The 23,317-nt window shown below is 50.9% G+C and carries 3 protein-coding genes and 1 pseudogene; all 4 read left to right on the top strand.

What is annotated here, in order from left to right; translation table 11 throughout:
• Positions 1 to 82: 82 nt before the first annotated feature.
• The 4 genes and pseudogenes from Q0Y54_RS04845 (at position 83) to Q0Y54_RS04825 (ending at position 23,190) form a co-directional block, all read left to right on the top strand.
• Positions 83 to 19,405 carry a hypothetical protein gene (locus Q0Y54_RS04845; protein WP_297964860.1) on the top strand — a complete coding sequence of 6,441 codons (19,323 nt, stop codon included), beginning with the start codon at positions 83 to 85 and terminating at the stop codon, positions 19,403 to 19,405.
• A gap of 408 nt (positions 19,406 to 19,813) precedes the next feature.
• On the top strand, positions 19,814 to 21,472 hold the full coding sequence (gene ilvD / locus Q0Y54_RS04840; RefSeq protein WP_297964858.1) for a dihydroxy-acid dehydratase: 1,659 nt from the start codon (positions 19,814 to 19,816) through the stop codon (positions 21,470 to 21,472).
• A 16-nt stretch (positions 21,473 to 21,488) separates the two neighbouring features.
• A complete protein-coding gene (trmL, locus tag Q0Y54_RS04835; RefSeq protein ID WP_297964856.1) occupies positions 21,489 to 21,971 on the top strand; it encodes a tRNA (uridine(34)/cytosine(34)/5-carboxymethylaminomethyluridine(34)-2'-O)-methyltransferase TrmL in 483 nt (160 codons plus the stop codon).
• A gap of 292 nt (positions 21,972 to 22,263) precedes the next feature.
• Positions 22,264 to 23,190 (top strand): annotated as a pseudogene (locus Q0Y54_RS04825) (manganese-dependent inorganic pyrophosphatase).
• Positions 23,191 to 23,317 lie beyond the last annotated feature (127 nt).

Raw genomic sequence — 23,317 nt, 5'->3', positions numbered from 1 at the left:
CTCGGCCGATGCCAATGACGAAAAGACCCAGGATGCTGCCGGTTCAGACGGCAAGGGCGGCATCAAGGATGTCAAGGACAAGGTGGAGGGCACCAATGAGGGCGGCGGCAATGAGAAGAAAACCTCGGCCTTTGGGCTTGGAGCCAGCGTAGGCATTTTGTCCAACAAGAACGATGCTAATGTGACCATTGGGAAGAATGCTGTGATTACGGCCACGAAGCCGGAGCTGGGGGATACGCCGGACGGTGCGGTAAATCTCTCTGCCAAAACCCTGATGACGGCCTCTGGGGAAAAAGAGGACAGCCTTAAGCTGACGGTGAAGAATGCCCAGGCCAATTCCGCCAAGGTGGAAATTGGTGCTGCCGTATTGGTCAGCAATGTGAAGAACAATGCCAATATTGTGCTTGACAGCGACGGGGATGAGTCTGCCCAAATTAAGGGCAGTGCCGTATCACTGGACGCTGCCGCCGGTATGGGCAAATACCAGAAGGATAACAAGGATACGGACAGTGTCATTTCCTACGAAGTCAGCAGCGAAGGCCAGGCCGATAAGGAGACCCCGGCCACCGTTGTGCTGGATGGCTCCGTAGGCATCAACACATTGAAGAATAATGCCATTGTCCTTTTAGGTCAGCAGACCAAGATAGATGGCAGTGCGGTAAGCCTGTCCGCTGACGCTGAAGCTAATGCCCAGGGAAGCTATGGTGCCACTGACGGCAACGACAAGGTTGGTATCGGTGCTACCGTGGGTCTCCAGAACATCAGCGGAAATAGCCTGATAATGGCGGGCAAGGGCGCAGCACTTAACGGTAACGAATCGGTAAGTGCAACGGCCAACAACTCCCTGGACACCAAAAACGAGGTGAAAAATGCCGGCAAGGGAGAATCCATCGGTGTTTCCGGCATGGTGGCCCTCTCTTACGGGGACAGCAACAGCATCGTCTCCCTGGATGATGAGATTAGCACCACGGCACCTGCTGTAATGCTTACTGCCACCAATAGTACCAATGTGGATAATTCGGCCCGCAGCGAATCCACGGGTGTCACCGGATCCAAGGCCTTTGGCATTGGTGTGGGAATTGTAAATTATGATGTAAACAGTCTTGCCATGATCAGCGATAATGGCAGTGGTATTAGTGCGCCCTCCGGCAGTACTACGGACGCGGAAAAGGCCGCCCAAAAGGTTTATCAGGATGCCGCACTGGCCAGAACCGTTGCCGGTGATACTTTTGCCGGAAAGCTGGGTACAGCCACCACCGGCAATGCCAAGGGCAGCATTACCACGGGCAGCTACACCGCTGCCGCCATCACCACCGGTATGCTCAAGAACGATGCCAAGGCCAAGGCCTCAACCAGTGGCTCAGAGGACACCAGCGGAAATGATAATAAGGATTCCGAAAAGTGGACAAAGTGGTCCAAGAAGGGCGATGAAGGAGCTAAAGAGGCCAAGAACAACACTGATGCCTTGGAAAATGACACTGTAACGGCCCAGAATGAAAGCGCGGCCCCAACTGTAACCGAAAATACCGGGGAAGGGCAAGACCCTAAGGTAACGAATCAGAAGAACAATGCAACAGGCGCAGGTAAGGAAGCCGCCTCGGCGGCCAACCCGGAGCCGGATAATGATAAGAAGGATGAGGGAGCAGCTCCTTCTGCCGGTTCCTCAGAAAGTGCCGGGGCTTCTATTGGCATGGAGGGCAGCGTGGCCCTGACCTTCCTGGGCGGTCGGACGGATGCTGTGCTGAACAATGTGACGGTGCAGAACGGGAATGACGCCGTGGGCTCCGTTGCCCTTTCTGCCACAGATTTCCTGGGCTCCATCACCTTAGGCGGCACCGATATCAAGCATTCTTTGAAAGAGGGAAGCTCCAGCACCAAGGTGGCTATTGGCGGTACCTTCGCCATGAACAGCTCCAACCGTGATGTGGACTCTATTTTGCGCAATTCTAATCTGCAGACGGTGGAGTCTGTCTCCAATACGGCCAGCAAAACTGGTATAGAAGTGGCGGCCGGCATGGGTGTCAGTGTATCCAAGGGCGATGGCACCAATGTGGCCGGAGCAGGTGTGGCGTATTATAACAAGGTCAACCAGGATATCCATGCCCTGTTGGTCAACAATACGGTCACCAGCTCCGAGAACGGCGGCCAGATTGATAACAAAGCTACCAGTACGGATTTTCAGATTGCCGGGGCATTAGCAGCTAATCTGGAAAACAATTTGTCCAGCGGTATCATTGGTGGCATCTACCAGAACAAATTCCAGGCCGTGAACGTGGAAGCCCAGAAGGGCACCACCCAGATTAGCGGTGCAGTGGCAGGCGGCAAGAGCGGCTATGGCTTCAATGGGGCCTTTGCCTATGGCAGCGTAAAGAACACCACCAGTGCCTATATTTCCGGGGCAAATGTACAGGGTGATACGAATAGCGCGGTAAATGTCAAGGCCGGAGAAATCCCTGTACAAAAGAGTGAAGAAGAACGCAATAGTGAAAAGCAGCAAATTGAGGCCAACAACAAGCTGGATAATCAGACTAAATCCGTACTGAAGGATGCCGTGGATGCGGACAAGAATAACAAGAAAACCCTTGAGGATGTGGGAGTAGACACCACGGGTAAGGTTTATCTTGAGAATGGTGACGAGCAATCCGCCTTGAATGGTGCTGCAAAAACTACCGATGAAGGCAAGATTGCCGATGACGCTGCAAAAGACGAGAGCGATGCCAAGGATGAATTGGGCAAAAATCACAGTCTGACCATCACTGCCGCCATGGCCGGCGGCCTGGAAAGCGATGCCGGCTTTGGTGCAGGCATTGCCTACAATTATGTGAAGAACGATATTGGTGCCAATATTACCAACTCCACCCTCACGGCTGAGACGGTGAATGGGGAGGCGGCCACTGACGCCACCATCGTTTCTGTAGGGGCCGGTGTGGCCATTGGGGGCAAGACCTTCAACGGGGCCGGTTCCGGCAGCTGGAACGACCTGAAAAATGATACCAAGGTTACCTTTGCAAACAATAACATCACAGGCAAGAATATCAGCGAACAGGCCCAGAATACCTCATCCATCATCAATATTGCCGGTGAGGTGGCCGGAGGCAAGGGAATGGCTGTTGGGCTGTCCCTGGCCTATAACTCCCTGAATAATACCACCGGCACCTATCTGAAGGACAATATTATTCATCTTAATGGGGGCGAAAATTCTGTTAAATTGGCTTCCACCAACCAGAGCAAGGCTTTGGCTGTGGCTGGTGCCGTAAATGTAAATATCAAGCAATCCGTTGTAGGTGCAACGGGAACCGTGGCCATCAATCGGGGCGTGAACAATACGGAGAGCGTCCTTGGGGGCAGAACTACAGGGGAAAAGACTGAACTGAAAAACGTGAAGGAGCTGTCCGTTACCGCTGAGGAGCTGTCCAAAAAGACTACTGTGGCCGGCGGCGTTTCAGTGGGCGGCAAAAAGGTAGGCTTCGGCGGTGCTGTGGCCTATACCTCGGTTGGTACCGATGAGAAAAAGGAGAGCCTGCTGGCTGAAATTAACCATGTGAATATCACCACCACGAATAATGGCAAGGTGGAAGTATCCGTCAAGGACAGCAAGCAGAATAATAATGAACTGGAGAAATCCCGGGTTATCACAGTGGGCTCCGGCCTTGGTGTGCAATGGGGTAAAAATTGGTTCACCCTTCAGGGGGCAGCCGCTGTCTCGGATATCTACAAAACCAGCAGGGCGGCTCTGAATAACAGCAATATCAATCAAGGAGTGAGCGATAATCCTACCATCGATGTTACGGCAGATACCAGAAGTAAGATCAACACTGTAGGGGCCGTAGCCAATATTGATATAAGTACAGCAGTGAAGGGAACGGCCGGTGTGGCCATTAACCGCACAAAGCAAAATACCACTGCGGAGATGGCCAGCGATAACACAGACACTACGGTCAATGCCGGTCTTACCCAGGTACGGGCCACCGGCGACGCCGATATTCATTCCGTAGGTGTAGGGGGAACAGTAGGCGTAGGCGGCTATGTGGCCTTCGCCGGCTCCGGCAGCTACAACTATATCAATAACGATGTTAACGCCATTATAAAGAAACAGAACCTCACCTCCAACAGCAGCGTGGGCGTAGTGGCTCAGAGCGACGACCGCCTCTACAACTTTGCCGGGGGCTTTGCCATTGGGGCCAATACCAAGGTCGGACTTGGAGCATCTGTTTCCATAAACAAAATAGAAGGCAGCACCAATGCACTGGTACAGGGCGGCTCGTTGAAGGCCGCTGATACCGGGTCTATTAAGGTCACCCGTCCGCAGGATAACAAGCTGTTTGATACCGAATCGATAGATCTTAAAACAGATAGTAATACTAAATTGAGCGGCAGCCGTGCCGAGGAGGGTAAAACCGGTATTGTGGTGGACAGCTCGGCCACCCATACCATCATTTCCCAGCAGTCCTCCGGCGGCGTGGCTATTTCCAGCAATGTGGGAGTTGATCTTGCCGGTACAGTTAACATCAACACCGTTACCGGGGATACTACGGCCAAAATTAAGGACGCTGTTATCAATACGGCCAACAGCTATTCCGATGTAAATGTCAATGCGGTGAATTATACGAACTTTGGCTCCTTCACCGGTACGGCTACCATAGGCGGCGGGGCATTATTAGGGGCCTCTGTGGGCGTATCCGCCAACTGGGAAAACTTTGACCGTAAGACGGAAGCAGAGCTTTCCTCTGCCTCTGATAAGAAGAATATATACGCTAAAAACCTGACCGTGGATGCCACGGCCAAGCATGGCTCCAATGCCCTTGCCTTTGGCGTGGCTGCCTCCGGTGGTAAGGTGGGTATCGCTTCCGGCGACAGCATCATGCGCCATAAGAACACCAGCACCACCAGTGCTCTGCTGTCCAATGTGAATACGATTTTTGACGGCAAGGCGGATATCAAGGCCGAGCATTTTGGCAGCAGCTACACCCAAAATATTTCGGCCAGTGCAGCTGCCGGCATGGTATCTGTTACAGCAGGGGCCGGTGTGTCGGTTATGGACGATACCTCCACCGTCAAGGCTGAGGTGGATAGGAGCGATCTCAAGGCCAAGAGCAGCACAGAGGGGAAGAATACCTCTGTCCAGGCACTGAATGAGAATAAATGGCGGAATCTCCTGGTTGCGGCCGGTGCATCTATTGGTCTTGGTGCAGGCCTGACTGCCAACGTGGGCATCAATAATACTACCGGTGCGACTTCGGCTCTGGTAGCCAACAGTAATTTGGCCGCCTATGACGTGCTGGTGAACGCCACTGACAAGCTGACGGCCAAGTCTACTGGAGGTATGGGCTCGGGCGGCCTTGTGGGTGTCGGTGTGGCCGTTACCCTGAACAACATCAGCAGCAGTGTCAGCACCCAGGTGACAGGCGGCTCCATAAAAGCGGCCCATGATATCGACGTGAAGGCGGACGAAGACCGCAGCTTTGACAGTCAGGTGACCGGCGTCACCGTAGGCGGCGTCGCAGCAGGCGTCAATGTAACCGTTACCTCTATCAACAAGAGCATTACTGACGCTCAGCTTAGTAATGCCCAGGATGAAAAGGGCCAGTCCATGAATGTAAACAGCACCACCCAGAGCAAAATCCAAAATGCCCTGTATGGTGAAGATGTAAAGGATGAACATGGTAATGATGTCCATGTGCTGGGTGTGAATGACATCAAAGGAGCTCTGGGCATCAATGGAGCAAAGTTCTACGGCTTGAAGGGGGACGAACGGAATAATCTTGCCGATGCACGGAATACCACTGTAAGCCTTTCCGTGCCTGTGGAAAAAATTGACAAGCAGGGCATCCATACCTTAATCAACGGCAACGCCTCCCTGACCGCTGCCGAAAACCTCAATGTGACGGCAACGGAGAAGAGCGATATCTCTGCCAAGGGTGTGAATGTCACGGCAGGCGGCGGAGCCTCTGTGAATGTAACGGATGCCATTATCCACACGAATTACGATACCGATGTGACCATGGACAATGCCACTCTGGTTGGTAATAACGTTAATGTCAAAGCTCTGCAGACCCAGTCTGGAGATGGCTCCAAGGTGGAAGTAACGGCCGTTACCGTAGGTGCTCTCGGCGGCGTAGGCGTGGGCTACGCCGGTATCGTCAACAAGGGCGCAATGGATATCAACATCGCCAACAGCACCATCAAGGGAGCTGAGAATGTAACCATCAGCGCAACGGATGAAAGCAAGCATAAATCCGAAATCACCAATGTAGGTGTGTCGGCCCTGAATGTTACTACCACCTTTGCCAGTGTAGAAAATAAAAATAATGTGGGCGTTACCCTGGCGGGTGCCAATAATATTTCTGCGGCTCAGGCTATCGACATTGATGCCAAGCGGGCCAATGCCCTGGAAGCCCATACCCAGGGTGTAGGCGTCGGCGGTGTTGCTGTGGCAGTGAACCACGCCACCATCGAGGATGGAGGAAAGGATAATAACCTGTCCACGGGGAATGCTGTGGCCAAAATTAAGGATACGAGCAGTAAATTTACTGCCGGTATCCTCCATTTGGGTGCAACAAATGATACCACGGCCAAGCTCAGTGCAGGCAATACCACTGTCTCCCTCCTCGGCGTAAGCCGGATGCGGGGCAAGGGTGTCATGAATATGGGGGCCGAGGTAGATGTGGCCGGCGGCACCTTCGATGCAGCAGTAGTGGATTTTTCCGCTCAGCTGGGCAATGCCGGCGGCCGTACTCTGGAAGGCAATGTAAAGGGGCATAATGTCTCCGGCATTGCTGTAGCTCCGGATGCAGTGGTTTTAAATACAGATGTAACCTCCAAGGTTAACGTGCGAAATAGCAGCTTTAACGAGAATGCTACCCTCCTTTTGGGTAATGAGTCCTATGTGGATCGGAAGGCATATATCTATGGTGTTACGGCAGGTGCGGTGGCTGTGGGCAATACCAGTGCCGACATCAGCGGTAAGGAGACCTTGGAAACCAGCCTTACGGGTAAAACCGGGACCACGAAGCTGAAGAATCTGTTTGTGCTGACCAATGGCCAGAATATTGGCAAGGCCTTTGCCGACGCCGGTGGCGGCGGTCTGGTGGGCTATGTGGGTGCCCATGTGGACAATAAATCCACTAACGAGGTCAGCAGCACCCTGGGTGGCAAATGGGATGTTGCCGGGGATCTTTGGCTCCTGGCCAACCAGAAGGATGAAACCCGTCTCACGGCTTCCGAGGGTCATGGCGGTATTGCCGGCGTAGGTGGTACCAGCGTGGATAATACGATTAATACCACCACGGATGCCAAGGTGGAAAAGAATGCGGACATAACCGCTGACCGTGTTCATATTGGCACCACTAATTCCGTTATCACCGGTGCCTATGACGATACAAACGAGAAGGGCAACAAGGATGAACAGTCCTTTACCCTGAAGGACCATTTCGGCGGTGTCATCTCCGGCAACCGTCTGCGGAGCCTGCTGAACCTGGACGAAAAGGGTACGATTACTATTGGTGAAAATGCCAAAATCACTACCAACAGGTTGCAGGAATACATTGCAAATTCCCAGCACAACCTGACCAATATGGTGGAGGCCAAGGGCGGCGGAGCAATCGCCGTTACGGATGCGGTCAGTGAGTTCAATATTGATATCAAGAATAAAGTAAACGTGGAGACTGGAGCGGCTCTTAGCAACGAAAAGGCCGCCTCCACCGAGGATATTATTCTGTCCGCCTATGATGACCAAACTATTAAATCCCAGGTGGATGGCACGGTTTATGCCGGTGTGGTCAGCCCAATTGTGACCAAAAATAACATTAATATGGACCGTCAAAACAATGTGACGGTAAACGGCAATATTGACAGCGGCGCCAGGGTTAATCTATTCGCCGGAGCCAATAAGGACGGCTCACTGGCCAGTCTGAAGGCAGATCTCAAATCCGGTGCCTACAACTATTCCGTGATTTCCATTACCACCCCAAGGGTGAACTATAAGATCAAAGAGGACAAGGGCACAGTAGACGTGGGCGGCATCGTGCGGTCCAACGGAGATATTAACGTTATCGGCAGCAGCGGCAAGGAAAATATCACCAAGGACCAGAGCCTTTGGAACTGGGCCTTGGGCGGCTCCAGCACCAATAAAACCTTCCTCACCTCTGATGCTGTGGTGGCGGAGGAGTCCATGCCGAAAACCAGTACGGTCAATGTTACCGGCTCCCTTATTGCCGGTACTGCTGACCCAATTGAATTGACCATTAATGGCAGTGTGGCTGGCGGACTGGAGATAGAAGCTCCTGATAACAGGGCCAATAATCGGGTGAAAAACGGTGTTACCCAGGGCAGCTTTGACTATGCCAATACGCTAGGAAATCGGCTGGGGGAACTGAACAGACTGATTGCCTCCTATGGCGAAAATAAAGATACAAACAATGCCACGGTTATGGCCGCCTATATTACGGAACGCACTCGTATCCAAAACGAAATGGTACGTCTGGGACTTACGGAGAAGGATGAAGATGGAAAGACGGTGTATGTCAATTCCGGTCGTCCTGTCTATTATGTGGAAATACCGGATATTGCCACCGGCGGCGGCAATATCAATGTGCAGACCAATGACTTAAAGGGTACAGGAACCCTTGAGGCCAATTCTGCCCCTGGGGTTACCATTACCAACAACTCTGATGCTTATTTGAAGATTAATAACATTCTGATGGGCGAGAAGGGTGGTAAGATTATCTATAATAAAGATCATGTCATTCCACCGGGAGCAACTCAGGGAAATGCAGAAATCAACAAAGTCAATGTCAGCTCTGCTGGGGCGTCCTTCAGCAAGATTTATGGCGTAGTGAATGGCGAAGCGGCAAATCTATCAATTAATAATGCCAAACAATTTGCCAGCGATAGTGAGAAAAACAGCACTCTTACGCTGACCGAAGCACTGAATAATGAGATTAATGCCAGCAATCTCTCAGAGGCTGAGAAGGAGCAGTACAGAAAAGATATTAGAGACGGAAAACTCAAATATACTGCCATCACCGATGTGGAGGTGAACGGTAAGGTAAGCAATTTCTATGGTAAAGTGACCATCAACAACGAAAGCGGGGATATCCGCATCAACGGTGGTACCCAGGACCGTCCTACCGGCGTATTTGGTAATACGGTAACCCTGACGGCTAAAAAAGGCACCATTGCCCAGGACTACAAAGAGGGTATCGTCAATATCAACGGTGACCCGGAGAAGTATTTGGCGGATGATGCAACGAGGTTGAAAAACGATGCTAATAACGGGTGGCAAGGATATTATACCGAGTATCAGCCATTGCCAACTGCAATGCCTAATTGGAAAATCATGGTACCTGATGAAAACCATAAAGGTCAAATGTATTCCACAATGACTCGAACTGCCCAGGGAACTAACTCCTCCACAGCAGTTACGGGGTATATCGCCGGGCGGGATGTCTATGTATCTGCCGCCAATATTAATGTGAACGGTCTCATTCAAAGTGGCTACAAAAACTATTACGCTACGGTGACACAGGCTGAGCTGGATGCAGCGAAGCAGAATAACACCAGTCGTGCGGCTGTCATTCAGAACCGTACCATGTACAAGGTTAATGAGGGCGGTCCCAAGTGGAACGACACGGATAAAGTCTTTGACTATGTAGCCCAGGTTTATTGGGATCCTACCACGGAAAAGCTTATTGTGGAGGACATTGATACCGCAGGAGGCAAGATTTATCTGACGGGCAGAATTTCCAGCACCGGTGACGGCCGAATTATGGCGGCAGATGGTGCAGCGGATATTACCGTGGAGAATCAAACTGCGGTGGATATGAATGTGGGCAAGGTCCTCAATAATCAGCGGGAAGGTATCATCACCATCGCCGATACGGCCAAGGACACCTGGACCGAGTATAAGAGGGGGCAGACCCGCAGCATTAGTGGCTATGCCAATTATTTGAAGAACCTCGCAAGTGGCGGCGACCTTTATGCCAATGCTGCCAAGAGCACCAATAATCTTTCTGTAAATAATTCCTTGCTCTATACTCCGAAAGAAAATCAAACCTATAATTGGACGAAGGGCGATTCGGAAGGAAGAACGGTCATTAAGCAGCACTATGTGCGCTACGGCTTGTGGGGTGCGGTTAAGACCCAGGATTCCACTACGATTCGCAGTGATACGACAAATATAACGGAAATCAGCCCGGTACAGTTAAGGACTGTAGGTCTGCCTGAAGGGGCCGTCATCGTGGAAAACGCAAATGGCAATAACGTCCCGACTACAGGAAAAATCCGTGTTGACGCAAATTCATATTTGATTGATAGTACTGTTTCTGACTGGACGAGCTGGGTTGAAAAGACAGGGTTCCTGGGCTGGTTCAAGAATTGCTATACCCGTTGGAGTGAAGGAACAACTACGGCCAAGATTTACAACTTTTCCATAAACGCTTCCAACAACATAAAAATTGGATTGCTTGGTTCTGAGGTGGGCAAAATTGACATCAAGAGCACCAACGCCAATGGCGGCAGCATCAACCTGACGGGCAATGTGGCCAACTTCCACAATCAGGCTGCCTTGAACATCGACTCCAAGGCCGGTGGTATTTCCCAGCTGGACAACACCACCCTGAAGAGTGAAATCGTGACCCTTAAGGCCAAGAATGATATTAAAAATATCCATCTTGCCTCTGTCGGCACGGCTGAGAAGGATGGCAACGGCAATGTTACCAAGGTGGATGACAATATCAAGCTTACTGCTATTTCTACCGGCAAGGGAAATATTGACATTACCGCCGTAGGCGGCATATTGGAGAACCGCTCTTTGCCGGGCAACGTGGAAATCGTGGCCCTCAAGAGCCAGGATGGAAGTAGGGCCTTCGACAACACGGCATCCTTGGGCAATGTAAGTCTGAATGCAGCGGGGAATATTACCCAGTCGGGTACCGGTACCACCGTAGAGGGCCGGAGCATCAATCTGACCAGCAAGGAGGGTGGTATTGGTACGTCAAATCAGGCCATCCAGCTTGCTGCTTCGGATCTGATTTACGCTACCGATCGCTATGGTGCCCAAGTCAACGCCGATGCCCATGGCAGCATCTATCTCACTGAGGCTGCTGAGGGCGGCGATATGCGTGTGGGCAAGATTGAGTCCATGACAGGGGATGTGAAGCTGACCGTGGCAAATGGCGGCTTCATAGACGGACTTCCAAAGGATGATAAAGCTCATTCCACCAACAATGTGGATGAGATGGTGCATCGTTGGATTGATGCCGGCCTGATTGACGGTGAAAAGGATGGAAATGGAAATTATATTTACAAGGGGGCATATATAGAAGGACTGGAGAAGAGCCGGGACGATTACCAGGCCAATGTAACAGCCGCTTATGACGTCAATAATGGGGGCAAGACCAAGGCCCAATGGCTGGAGGAATACAATAAGCAGAAGCCGGCAGTGGAGGAAATCTTTGCTTCCGCTGAGTATCGCACCTATCTTGCCAACAAGGCGAAATATGATGCGCTTTCCCCGGAGGAATGCCGGGAATTGGCTGACAGTGGTAACGCTGCCTTCATGGCTTATGCCAAGAGTGCGGAGAAGTATGCCCAGTACAGCAAGTATGGCTCGGCAGCTGACTATCTGAAGGACAGTGCTGCTTATAAATATTCCCAGCATGACAATGCAGCTGCTTATCTGGCCAATGACGCCACCTATAAAGAGCTGAAGAGCAAGGCCGACAATCCGACCTTTGAGTGGACCAAGGACATGATGCTGTATGCTGTCAGCGAAAAGCTGGTTAATTCGCAGGGGGGCGGCAGCCCTCAGACGAAGCAGGCAGCCAATGTACTGGGGCATAATATTACCTTATCCGCCACCAAGGGGATGGTTGGCAGCTTCTCCGACCAGACCAGGGAGATTACCATGGCAGAGTTATCCGGTAATGATGGCATCAACAAGATGAAGCAGCTCATGAATGTAAACGCTTCTGATGTTAAAGCCAAGCGGGATGCCAATGACAATCTGCTGGCCTTCGAGATTAGGGACAATATGCCCTTGGGCATCAATGCCAGCGGTACGCTGAATGTAAGTGCCGGTGGCAATGTGTCTGTGGCTGGCCGCCAGGATGCAGCAGGGGAGAACTCTGTCATCAATGTGGGCCTTGTGGATGCCACACAGAACAATGCTGCAGGTGATGTGCGTCTCGTTTCCGACAAAGGCATTTACAATGCCCTCACCAGCAATGATATCAATATCAAGGGTAAGAATCTTATTCTTGCCGGTGGTGAAGAGAGCATCGGTGAACTGAATAAGCCGCTGAATGTTCAGCTTGTTGACGGGGATTTGATCGAGGCCAAAGCCGATGAAAGCATTTTCATTAAGAACATGAATGTTGCTGACGTTCTGCGTGTGGGAGCCATGTATGCAGGCGACACGATTTCCCTGAATAGCACTAAGGGCTTCAAGATGAGCGATGCCAACAGCGATATTGCCTTGTCCTACATCAATGCCGGTAAGAAGCTGGAATTCAATACCGACCATAATACTGGCATAGTGGGCGAGGCTGATAATCTTATCCGTATTTTGAATGACCGGGCACCGGTGAATATCAACGCCAAGGAAGCCTTCCTTCGTGGTATGGGCAGTGTGACTTTGGGCATTCAGGACGGCACCATGGTATTGGGCAATATCACGACAGTGGGCCAGTTTACTGCTGTCAGCGATGGTTCCCTGACCGTGGGCCGTGAAGAGGAGAAGAACAGTGTTGAAACAGTTACCAAGGAGACAGTGGCTGGATCCATTGAGGCCGGTGGAGATGTGACTCTTACGGCAGCGCATAATTTGGTATTGGATGGTACTGTAAAGGAAGGAGATCTTACAGGGAACAATAACAAGGTGCTGACGCTGACGGCTGCTGATGGGATCATCACCCAGACCAGCAAGGGGGCCATCACCGCCAATGAGGTCAAGACCTTCAATAGCAACTCCCTGCTGTTGGATAATATTGCAAACGCATTTAACAGCATTACAGTGGATGGCATATCTACCACGGCCGCTGAAAAGCCGGCCATTGACGGATTAGTCCGCATCATGGACAATGCTGATGCGTTAACGGTTGCTGTGAACCGGAAGGTGGCCGGGGATATCTCTGTCAACAATCTCCGGAATGGCGGCAGTCTGGTTAATGCAGGCAACCTTACGGCTGCGGGCAGTATTTCCCTGGGGGCAAAGGGTACCCTGTCCCAGGCGGCCAATACCAGCTTTAGTGCCGGCAAGGATGTGACTCTGACTTCGACTCAGGCTAATATCAGTCAGGCGGCTGACGCAGGCATCCAGTCTGCCAAGGTCACTGCAGTAAGTGCCAGGACCGTTGATTTGCAGGGTACCGGCAATAGCTTTGGTTCTGTTCTGGTTAAGGGCGCTCAGTCCAATACGCCAATTTTGGGCGATGCTTTAATAAAATCAAATGCCAATACCTTACAGCTCTCCCTTGAGCCGACCGTCAATGGTAATATTGACGTGGAAAATCGGCAGACCAAGGGTGTAATTCGTGTGCTTTCAAATTTGAAGGCAGATGGTGGCCAGGATGAGAATAAGGGCAATATTACCCTGAAATCTGATGGAAGCATGCAGACGGACCGCCAGCTGACGGCGTTCCGGGATATTAACCTGACCTCCACCAGTGGTGCAATGACCATCGGCGGGGCTGCTTTGGCTAACCACGATATTACGCTGAACTCCAAGGGCAATATGCAAACTGTGGGCAGCCTTACGGCAGGTAATGACATGAAGCTGACCTCCACTGCCGGAGCAATGACTATCAAAGGGGCCGCAAGGGCCAACCGTGATATGACGATGCAAGCCCAAAATGCGCTGAATACCACTGGCAAGCTTACGGCTGGTAATGACATGAAGCTCACCTCCACTGCCGGCACAATGACCATCGGTGGGGATGCAACGGCCAACCGTGATATGATGATGCAATCTAAAAATGCGCTGAATACCACGGGCAAGCTGACGGCTGGTAATGACATGAAGCTTACCTCCACAGCCGGTGCCATGACCATCGGCGGGGATGCTTCCGCTGACCATAATGTATCCCTGACTTCCAAGGGCAATATGCAGACCACGGGCAAGGTTAAGGCCGGGGATAATGCAACCCTTACCTCCACTGATGGTGCTATGACCATTAATGGGGATGTAACCACTACCAATGGAGATATTGGGTTGACTTCCAAGGGCAACATGCAGACCACCGGTAAGCTGACGGCTGGTAATGATGCGACCCTCAATTCCACGGCCGGTGCTATGACCATCGGCGGGGCCGTAACGGCTAATCGTGATATAATAATGGAATCCAAGAAGGCACTGAATACCATTGGTAAGCTGACGGCTGGTACTGATATGGAGCTCACCTCCACGGCCGGTACTATGACCATCAAAGGGGATGCAGCTGCCAACCATGATATGACGTTGCGCTCCATGGGGAATATGGAAACATCTGGCCAGCTTAAGGCGATTAATGATATGCAGCTTATTTCTTCTTTCGGTGCTATGACCGTCAATGGGGCGGCTTCTGCTGACCACGATATGCTGCTGAATTCCAAGGGCGATATGCAGACCACCGGCAAGCTGACAGCGGGTAATGATGCAAAGCTTTACGCCGATGGCGGTGCTATGACCATCAAAGGGGATGCAACTGCCAATCACGATATGATATTGATTGCCAAGGGTGATATGGAAACAAGGAGCCAACTTAAGGCAATTAATGATATGCAGCTTATTTCTACTGGCGGTGCTATAACCGTCAGTGGGGAGGCTTCTGCTGACCACGATATGCTGCTGAATTCCGATGGCGATATGCAGACCACTGGCAAGCTGACGGCGGGTAATGATGCATTCATTAACGCCAATTACGGTGCTATGACCATCGGTGGGGATACCTCCGCGGGCCATGATATAACCATGAATTCCAAGGGTGACATGAACACCACTGGCAAGCTGACGGCTGGTAATGACATGAAGCTTACCTCCGATGACGGTGCTATGACCATCGCCGGGGATGCTTCTGCTAATCGTGACATTACCCTGAAATCCATGGGCAATATGCAGAACAAGGGCAAGCTGACGGCCAATAATAATATTGATATTAACTCCACCCATGAAAATGTGGTTATTGGCGGTAATATTTCCACCGGCACCCAGGAAGCTAATTTCTTGGATATCAATAATGCTGTGCCTGAAGATGGGACCTATAATTTCTTGCGTATTCACGCCGGAGGTGCTGTTCAGGAACAGAAGGGCGTGGAAATCGCAACGCCGGTGGTGGAGACCTACAGCGGCAAGGAGGTGTCTTTGGAAAATGATGAAAATTCATTTGGTGTTTATATCGGCAACGCTGCTGAAGATTATTCGGAAATAGATGGCAATGTAAAGGTTGTCACCACCCGTGACGGAGTCTTCACGGCTCTTATGAAGGATGATGTCAGAGGCGATGTGTTCTTAACGAACCGTGCCCAGGATGGGGATCTTGGCTTCCTGGTGGACAACAATGAAGGTATGAAAATTCTCGGTGGGGAGAAGGCTCTGGGCAGCTTTGTGCTCAGTGCCAACAATGATGTTTTGCTTCTGGGTGATGTTTCGGCCAAGCAGGATATTACCCTGGCAAGCGAAGGAAAGGGTTCTATTTATGGTATTGGCCGGGGCCTGGAGGCAGGCAACGATATCCACATGCTGGCCCGGGATGCAGTTTATTATATGGGTACCGTGGATGCCGGCAACAATGTTCATGTTGAAGCAACTACCTCCAATCCTACCAATGAACAGAAGGGTATATATATTGGTAATTTGCCGGCTGAAATAACTGGCTCCACCAAGGAGACTTCCATTAAAGCAGGCAATGAAGCTATCTTCCATGTACATGGTGATGGAGACATCTCCCTTATAGGAAATATTGCTTCTGAACGCGGTCCGGTAAACGTTAATATATCTGATAAGGGAAATATTACCATTGGTCAGGAAAATGTCGACCAGGGAGTTACCATAATGGCCAATAAGGATGTTAATATTGGAACCAAGGAAGGTTACATTTTAGTTTTGCGTTCCATCAGGTCCGCCGAGGAAAATGTATCGGTGGAGACCGGAAAGGGAAAAATCTCCATCGGTGCTGCCAATGTGCATAATGATGAAACAATTACAGCAAATAAGAATATCTCCGTTGGCACTGACCTGGGAACGGTATATATTTTAGGCAAGACGGTTACCAAGAATGGCGATATAGCCATGAAGGCCGGTCAGGATGTATATGTTGAAGGAAAGGAAGGCGGAAACTTTATAATTCAAGAGGATGGTATGCTGGACTCCGGTGGAAACATTAATCTCCATGGGCGTAACGGCGATATCTACATTTCGGACAAGCTCGCCGCCAAGAAGGGGATTAGTGCTGAAATAGACGAACTGGGAAGTGTAATTTTTGAAGACGATGTGGATGTTAATAAGGATGTGAAGATTACCACAGAAAATGGCGACATTTTGGTAGGCAATACCATCAATGCCCGGGAGGGTATTGTAAACCTGACCGCCGGAAAGGGCGATATCCTTGTAGGAAAAGATATTACTGCCAAGGAGCAGGTGGCTATTTCCAGCAATCAGGGCAATATAATTGTGGGTGACGAGAGCCTGGGCGATGCCGGTAATGTACTGGCAAAGACAGGGGATGTGTCCATCCGTACCAACAAGGGCAAGGTGGATGTTCTGAAGACAGTAACTGCCCAGGAGGGAAGCATCAAGATTGGCTCCGGCCAGGGGGATATCCTCATTGGTAATAATGGGCCTGACGTGGAAACCGTTACGGCCCTGGAGAGTATTGAGTTTACCGCCGAAGATGGACGGGTGGTGGTATATGGCAAGACCTCCACCAAGAACAAGGATATTACTATATCGGCCAATGGCAAGAATTATGTTCCTGGAGAGGGCAACAGCACCTTTATTATCGACCAGAACGGTAAGCTGGAGTCTGGCGGAGCGATAAATCTCAATCTGGGCAATGGTGATCTGCATATTTCTGACCGCATACAGTCCAAGAAGGATTTGACGGCGGATCTGCAGGAACAGGGCGGTATTTACTTTGATACAGATGTGGATGTAGAAGGAACCGTTAAATTGGAAACTGCCAATGGTGATATTAATGTGGGCCATGATGTACAGGCCACCAGTGATATCATCCTGACCACCGGCAATGGCCATATTGATATTGGTGCCACGGTTAATTCTACAGCCGGCAATTTACAGCTGGCCACTGACCAGGGGGATATTGACATCGGCCACAGTGTACAGGCCACCAAGGATATTTCCGTCACTGCCAACAAGGGCAGCATTGATGTGGGTGCTTCGGTCAATTCCACAACTGGTAATGTACAGCTGACCACGGAACAGGGCAATATTGACATTGGTGATACTGTACAGGCTACCAAGGATATTTCCGTCACTGCCAACCAGGGCAACATTGATGTGGGTGCGTCGGTTAATTCGGCCCAGGGCGGCCTGAAGCTGGCCACTGACCAGGGCAATATCGATATTGGCGATACTGTACAGGCCACCAAGGATGTTTCCGTCACCACAAACAAAGGCAACATTGATGTGGGTGCGTCGGTTAATTCGGCCCAGGGCGGCCTGAAGCTGGCCACTGAGGAAGGCTATATTGATATTGGCGATACTGTACAGGCCCATAAGGATCTTTCCATGTCCACAGATGAAGGCAATATTGATATTGGGGCGGCGGTTACCACCAAGACCGGTGATATGCAGCTTGCCGTTAAGCAGGGTGATATCAACATTGGTAAGGAGCTGCGGGCCCAGCAGGGCAATATTGGTGCCCAGGTAAATACCGGCAATGTCACCATTGGCGACAATGGGCCGGATGTGGAAACCGTCACTGCCCAGGAAAGCATCAACATGAGTGTAAATCGGGGTACAATCGGGATTTATGGCAAGACCTCCACGAAAAATGGGGATATTTCCATGGCAGCCGGTGGCGACAAATACGCCTCCGGAGTCCGGAATATTATCATCGAGCAGAATGGTGAACTGGAATCAGGCCGCGATGTTGAGCTCATTGGCCGCAACGGCGATTTGCACGTAACAGATGCGGTTCAGGCCCAGCGGAACATGAATATTCAGACGAAGGAGGCCGGGGATGTATCCTTTGACAGTACGGTGAATGTGACAGGTGATGTTACAGCACTTACGGAAGATGGTTCCATCGCAGTTGCCAAGGATCTTACCGGCAATCTGGTGGATTTTAAGGTAGGAAAGGGTGATATAGAAACCAAAAATATTACCGCCAACAGTGATGTTAAAATGACAGTACAGAGCGGCAATATTCTTACCGAAAATATTTCCGCCCATAAGGGTGTGAATATGACGGTGGCCAGTGGCAATATAGAAACCAATAATATTACCGCCAATAGTGATGTAAATATGACGGTACAGAGCGGTAATATTGTAACCGAGGATGTTTCCGCCAATAAGGATGTGAATATGAGGGTACAGAACGGTGATATCAGTATCCACGATGTGACTGCCGGACATGATACCACCATTTCCAACACCGGTGAAGGCTCCATCAATAGCAACAATATAACCTCTGAGGAAGTAACCCATGTGGCACTGACCAATGGTGATCTGTTCCTAAATTTGGCCGAGGGCAAGGCCGTATTCCTGCAAATGGAAAATAATACGGAAGCCTCCAGAGTCAACCAGGTGCGGGCCCAGGCCAGTGGCGACGTTACTCCTGATGTGGCCCTGACGGGTAATTTCATTCAAATCGGCACCATGACCGCCAAGGGCGGAAGCTCCATCTTTGAGCTTTCAGCCATGGGGGCCGGAAACGAGAAGCTTATCAATGGCAGCTTCTCTATCGACAGCCTCAGCTCCGGTACTGGTACCCATATGGCAAATCTCTGGTCCAACCGTGGCTTTGTACATGTGGATGAGGGCCAGCTGCTCACAGATGATGTTCTGGCTATAGACAAGATACATTTTGATAACCAGCTTACGGATATGGCCATCTATGGTCGTACCCCAACCCATGACGGAGAACAGCTGGTTTATTGGAACAACCTGTCCATGGCCAACAGCAAGGCCCGGAGCTATCAGTTATTTACTGATGGCTGGGTCAGAACCTCCAAGGCCGTGCTGGTTGACGCCGGAATGAATCTTAATAAGCTCTACGGCGACAATCTCAGTGTTGTGGATGGAATGAGGGAGCGTGAAACCAATTTACATGGTACCTTTATCTTTGATTGGCATATGCTGACCGAGCCAGGTGCCAAGCTGAAGGAGCATGTAGTCTTTGCTCCGGGCGTGCTGGATTTTGGGGCCCGTTCCTCAGACCAGACCGATAATGATACGGTGGAAAATTAAAGAAAAATTATGATAGCGAATAATTAACCAATGAAACAGCTCCCGGGGGAATAATTCCTTCGGGAGCTTTTTGTAATTTGGGGGGATAAAAATAACGAGCTTTAAGATGTCCCCAACCTCTTTAGGTGGGGGAAAACAAACTACAACAGCTGGCGAGCATATCTCCCAGCTTGTTGAAACGCTACTTGGAAGATTTTTCTTCTAAAGAAGAAAAATTTGAACAATGGCGTTATAAAACAGCTTAAATTCCGGTTATGGTTGTAAGGGTGTAGTACGAAATATCATTTCCCACGAAGCTTATTTTGTGGATTATGAGTTTTAAACAATCCTGAAATATGATAAAATATCCGTATGTGTGTAGATTAACAAGCACGCTTTAGAATCATATATTTAGGCAGGTGTGTATTTATGAGATCAGATGTTGTAAAAAAAGGCGCCACCCGTTGCGCCCATCGTTCCCTGTTTAATGCTATGGGCTTTGGCCCGGAGGATTTGCAGAAGCCATTGATTGGTATCTGTAACTCCTTTAACGAGGTCATTCCGGGTCATATTCATCTCAAGGAGATTGCCGAAGCAGCCAAGCTTGGGGTAGCTGCCGCCGGCGGTACTCCTATGGAGTTCCCAGCAATCGGCGTTTGCGATGGTATCGCCATGGGACATACCGGCATGAAATACTCACTTGCCAGCCGTGAGCTGATTGCTGACTCCATTGAGGCCGTGGCCATGGCCACCGGCTTTGACGGGCTGGTTCTGATTCCAAACTGCGATAAGGTGGTGCCGGGTATGCTTATGGCAGCCGCCCGTCTCAATATTCCCTGCATCGTGGTAAGCGGTGGACCTATGCTGCCGGGCCGGTATCGTGGCAAGGACATCAGCGTCAGCCAGTCCTTTGAGGCCGCCGGTGAATTTGCTGCCGGTAAAATCAGCGGGGAGGATATGACTGCCATTGAGGCTGTGGCCTGCCCTGGCTGTGGCTCCTGTGCCGGTTTGTTTACGGCCAATACCATGAACTGCCTTACCGAGGCCCTGGGCATGGGTCTGCCTGGCAATGGTACCATTCCGGCAGCCTATACCGGCGGCCGCCGCCTTTTGGCCAAGCGGGCCGGTGAGCGCATTTTGGAGCTGGTCAGGAAGGACATTAAGCCCCGGGATATCCTGACTCAAAAGGCCTTTGAAAATGCCATTACCGTGGATATGGGTATCGGCGGTTCCTCCAACACTGTACTTCATCTCACTGCCATTGCCCATGAGGCGGGTATTGAGCTGCCGGCCCAGAAGTTTGATGAAATCAGCCACAACACGCCATATATTGCTTGTCTGAGCCCGGCGGGACATCATCATATCGTTGATTTGAACGAGGCCGGTGGTATTTCCGCTGTAATGAAGGAGCTGTCCAAGAAGGGCATTATTCACACCGACGCTCTTACGGTGTGCGGTACCGTGGCCGATCGCATTGCCAATGCACGGATATTGCGTCCGGATGTAATAAAAACCGTGGAGGAGCCTTATCGTCCGGAGGGCGGTCTGGCCATTCTTTCCGGCAATCTCTGCCCGGAAAATGCGGTGGTAAAGGCATCTGCCGTGGCCGAGGATATGCTGGTATATTCCGGCAAGGCCAAGTGCTACAGCTCTGAGGAGGATGCGGTTAATGCCATTATGGATGGGGACATTCACGATGGTGACGTGGTGGTTATCCGCTACGAGGGCCCTAAGGGGGGTCCTGGCATGCAGGAAATGCTTAATCCGACGGCGGCCATTGTGGGCCGTGGCCTGAAGGTGGGCCTTATTACCGATGGCCGGTTCTCCGGGGCCAGCCGTGGGGCCTGCATTGGTCATGTATCCCCGGAAGCCATGGCCGGTGGGCCCATTGCCCTTATTGAGGACGGGGACATTATTGATATTGATATTCCAAACCGCAAGCTGGAGCTTCGGGTAGACGATGAAACCCTGGCCAAGCGCAGGGCAGCCTGGGTAAAGCCAGAGCCAAAAATCAAGCACGGCTATCTGGCCCGCTATGCCAAGCTGACCACCTCCGCCTCCAGGGGCGCAGTGGTAACATCGGATTAATATTTGAGGTTATATAATGCACATTGTTCTTATTGAACCGGAAATTCCCGGCAATACCGGCAATATTGCCCGCCTTTGTGCGGCCACCGGTATTGAGCTTCATCTGGTAAAGCCCCTGGGCTTTTCCATTGATGATAAGCATTTAAAAAGGGCTGGTCTCGATTATTGGCACCTGGTAAAGGTTCATGTTCATGAAAGCTTCCAGGAGGTCTTGGAGAAATATGGTGATCACAATTTTCATTATTGCTCCACCAAGGCCCCCCGCGCCCATTCCGAGACTACCTTCCAATTGGATGATATGCTGGTATTTGGCAAGGAGACCGCTGGTATTCCTGAGCCTATATTAAAAGCAAATTGGGAAAAATGTATTCGTATTCCCATGATTGAGGGGGCCCGTTCCCTGAACCTGTCCAATGCAGTGGCCGTGGTGGCCTATGAGGCCATGCGCCAGCTGGAATATGTCAATCTCCAGCAGGTGGGTCCAGGCCCCAGAACCTGATGGAAAACCCTCACCCACCGTCTGCGCCGGTGTCACGTCTTGCGTGACGGATGAGGTATTTAAAAAAAGCCTTCCCCCATGGGGAAGGTGTCAGCCCATAGGCTGACGGATGAGGTACTTTTAATGCTTTGCCGACTAATTTCACAGTCTTCCCCTGCGACGCGAATGAAATGAGCTAGTCCCGTAGGGGAGGGGAAGCACCCAAGGGTACTAGGATCAGAGCTCCGTCGATGTCAGCCTACAGGCTGACAGATGAGGTGTTTTTCAATATATTTTAGGAGGATTATTTTAAATGAGTATTTACGTTGTAGGACATAAAAATCCGGATACCGATTCTATTTGCGCCGCCCTCGGCTATGCTGCATTCAAGCGGGCCATGGGGGAGGAGGCAACGGCAATCCGTTGAGTTGATATCAACAATGAAACCCAGTACGCCCTTGATTATTTCAACGTGGCGGCTCCCCAGCTGGTCACCAAGGTAGAGGCTGGTCAGAAGCTTATTCAGGTGGACCACAATGAGGTAGGCCAGGCAATTGATGGCCTGGCAGAGGCTGAGCTGCTGGAAATCATGGACCATCACCGGTTTGGCGGTCTGAACACCGCCGGTCCGCTGTTCGTCCATACGGAGCCGGTGGGCTGTACCTCCACGATTATTGCCAACATGTTCTGGAGCAACAGCATCGATATTCCAAAGGATATTGCCGGTCTGTTATTGTCGGCCATCATGTCCGATACCGTTCTGTACAAGTCCCCAACCTGCACTGACAAGGACCATGAGGCCGCCGAGAAGCTGGCCAAAATCGCCGGAGTGGACCTCCATGAATACGCCATGGCCATGCTGAAGGCCGGTGCCGGGGTAGGCGACATGACTCCGGCAGAGATTGCCAAAAATGATTCCAAGCCCTTTAGCTTTGGCAGCTACAAGGCACTGGTAAGCCAGATTTCCGTTATGGATACCGCTGAGGTCCTGGGTATGAAGGCAGATATTACTGCCGCCATGAAGGATATTTGCGACCAGGAAGGCTACAACCTGATTATGCTCATGGTTACCGATATTATTGAGGAGGCAACAGACCTGGTATTCTACGGTGAGCCTAAGAAGCTGATTGCCGATGCCTTCCAGCAGGATGCATCCGGCGATTGCATTCATCTGCCAGGGGTAATGTCCCGCAAAAAGCAGATTGTACCTCCTCTTACTGAGGCGGCTGCAAAATTCTAAGTAATTTTACCCCTTCAGCTGGTTTTTATACGCTAAACAGGTGCTGAGGGGGTATTTCTTTTTAGATGATATTAGGAGCATTCCTGTAATTGTCTAAAATGAGCTTTGCAATAAAAAAGGAACTCCC

Source organism: uncultured Anaerovibrio sp. (assembly GCF_947302755.1).
Classification (GTDB): Bacteria; Bacillota; Negativicutes; order Selenomonadales; family Selenomonadaceae; genus Anaerovibrio.
This window is presented reverse-complemented; position numbering and strand designations above follow the sequence as displayed.

Bases quoted from the DNA above. Each gene is read 5' to 3' on its own strand.
- ilvD (WP_297964858.1), top strand. From the start codon at position 19,814: ATGAGATCAGATGTTGTAAAAAAAGGCGCCACCCGTTGCGCCCATCGT.
- trmL (WP_297964856.1), top strand. From the start codon at position 21,489: ATGCACATTGTTCTTATTGAACCGGAAATTCCCGGCAATACCGGCAAT.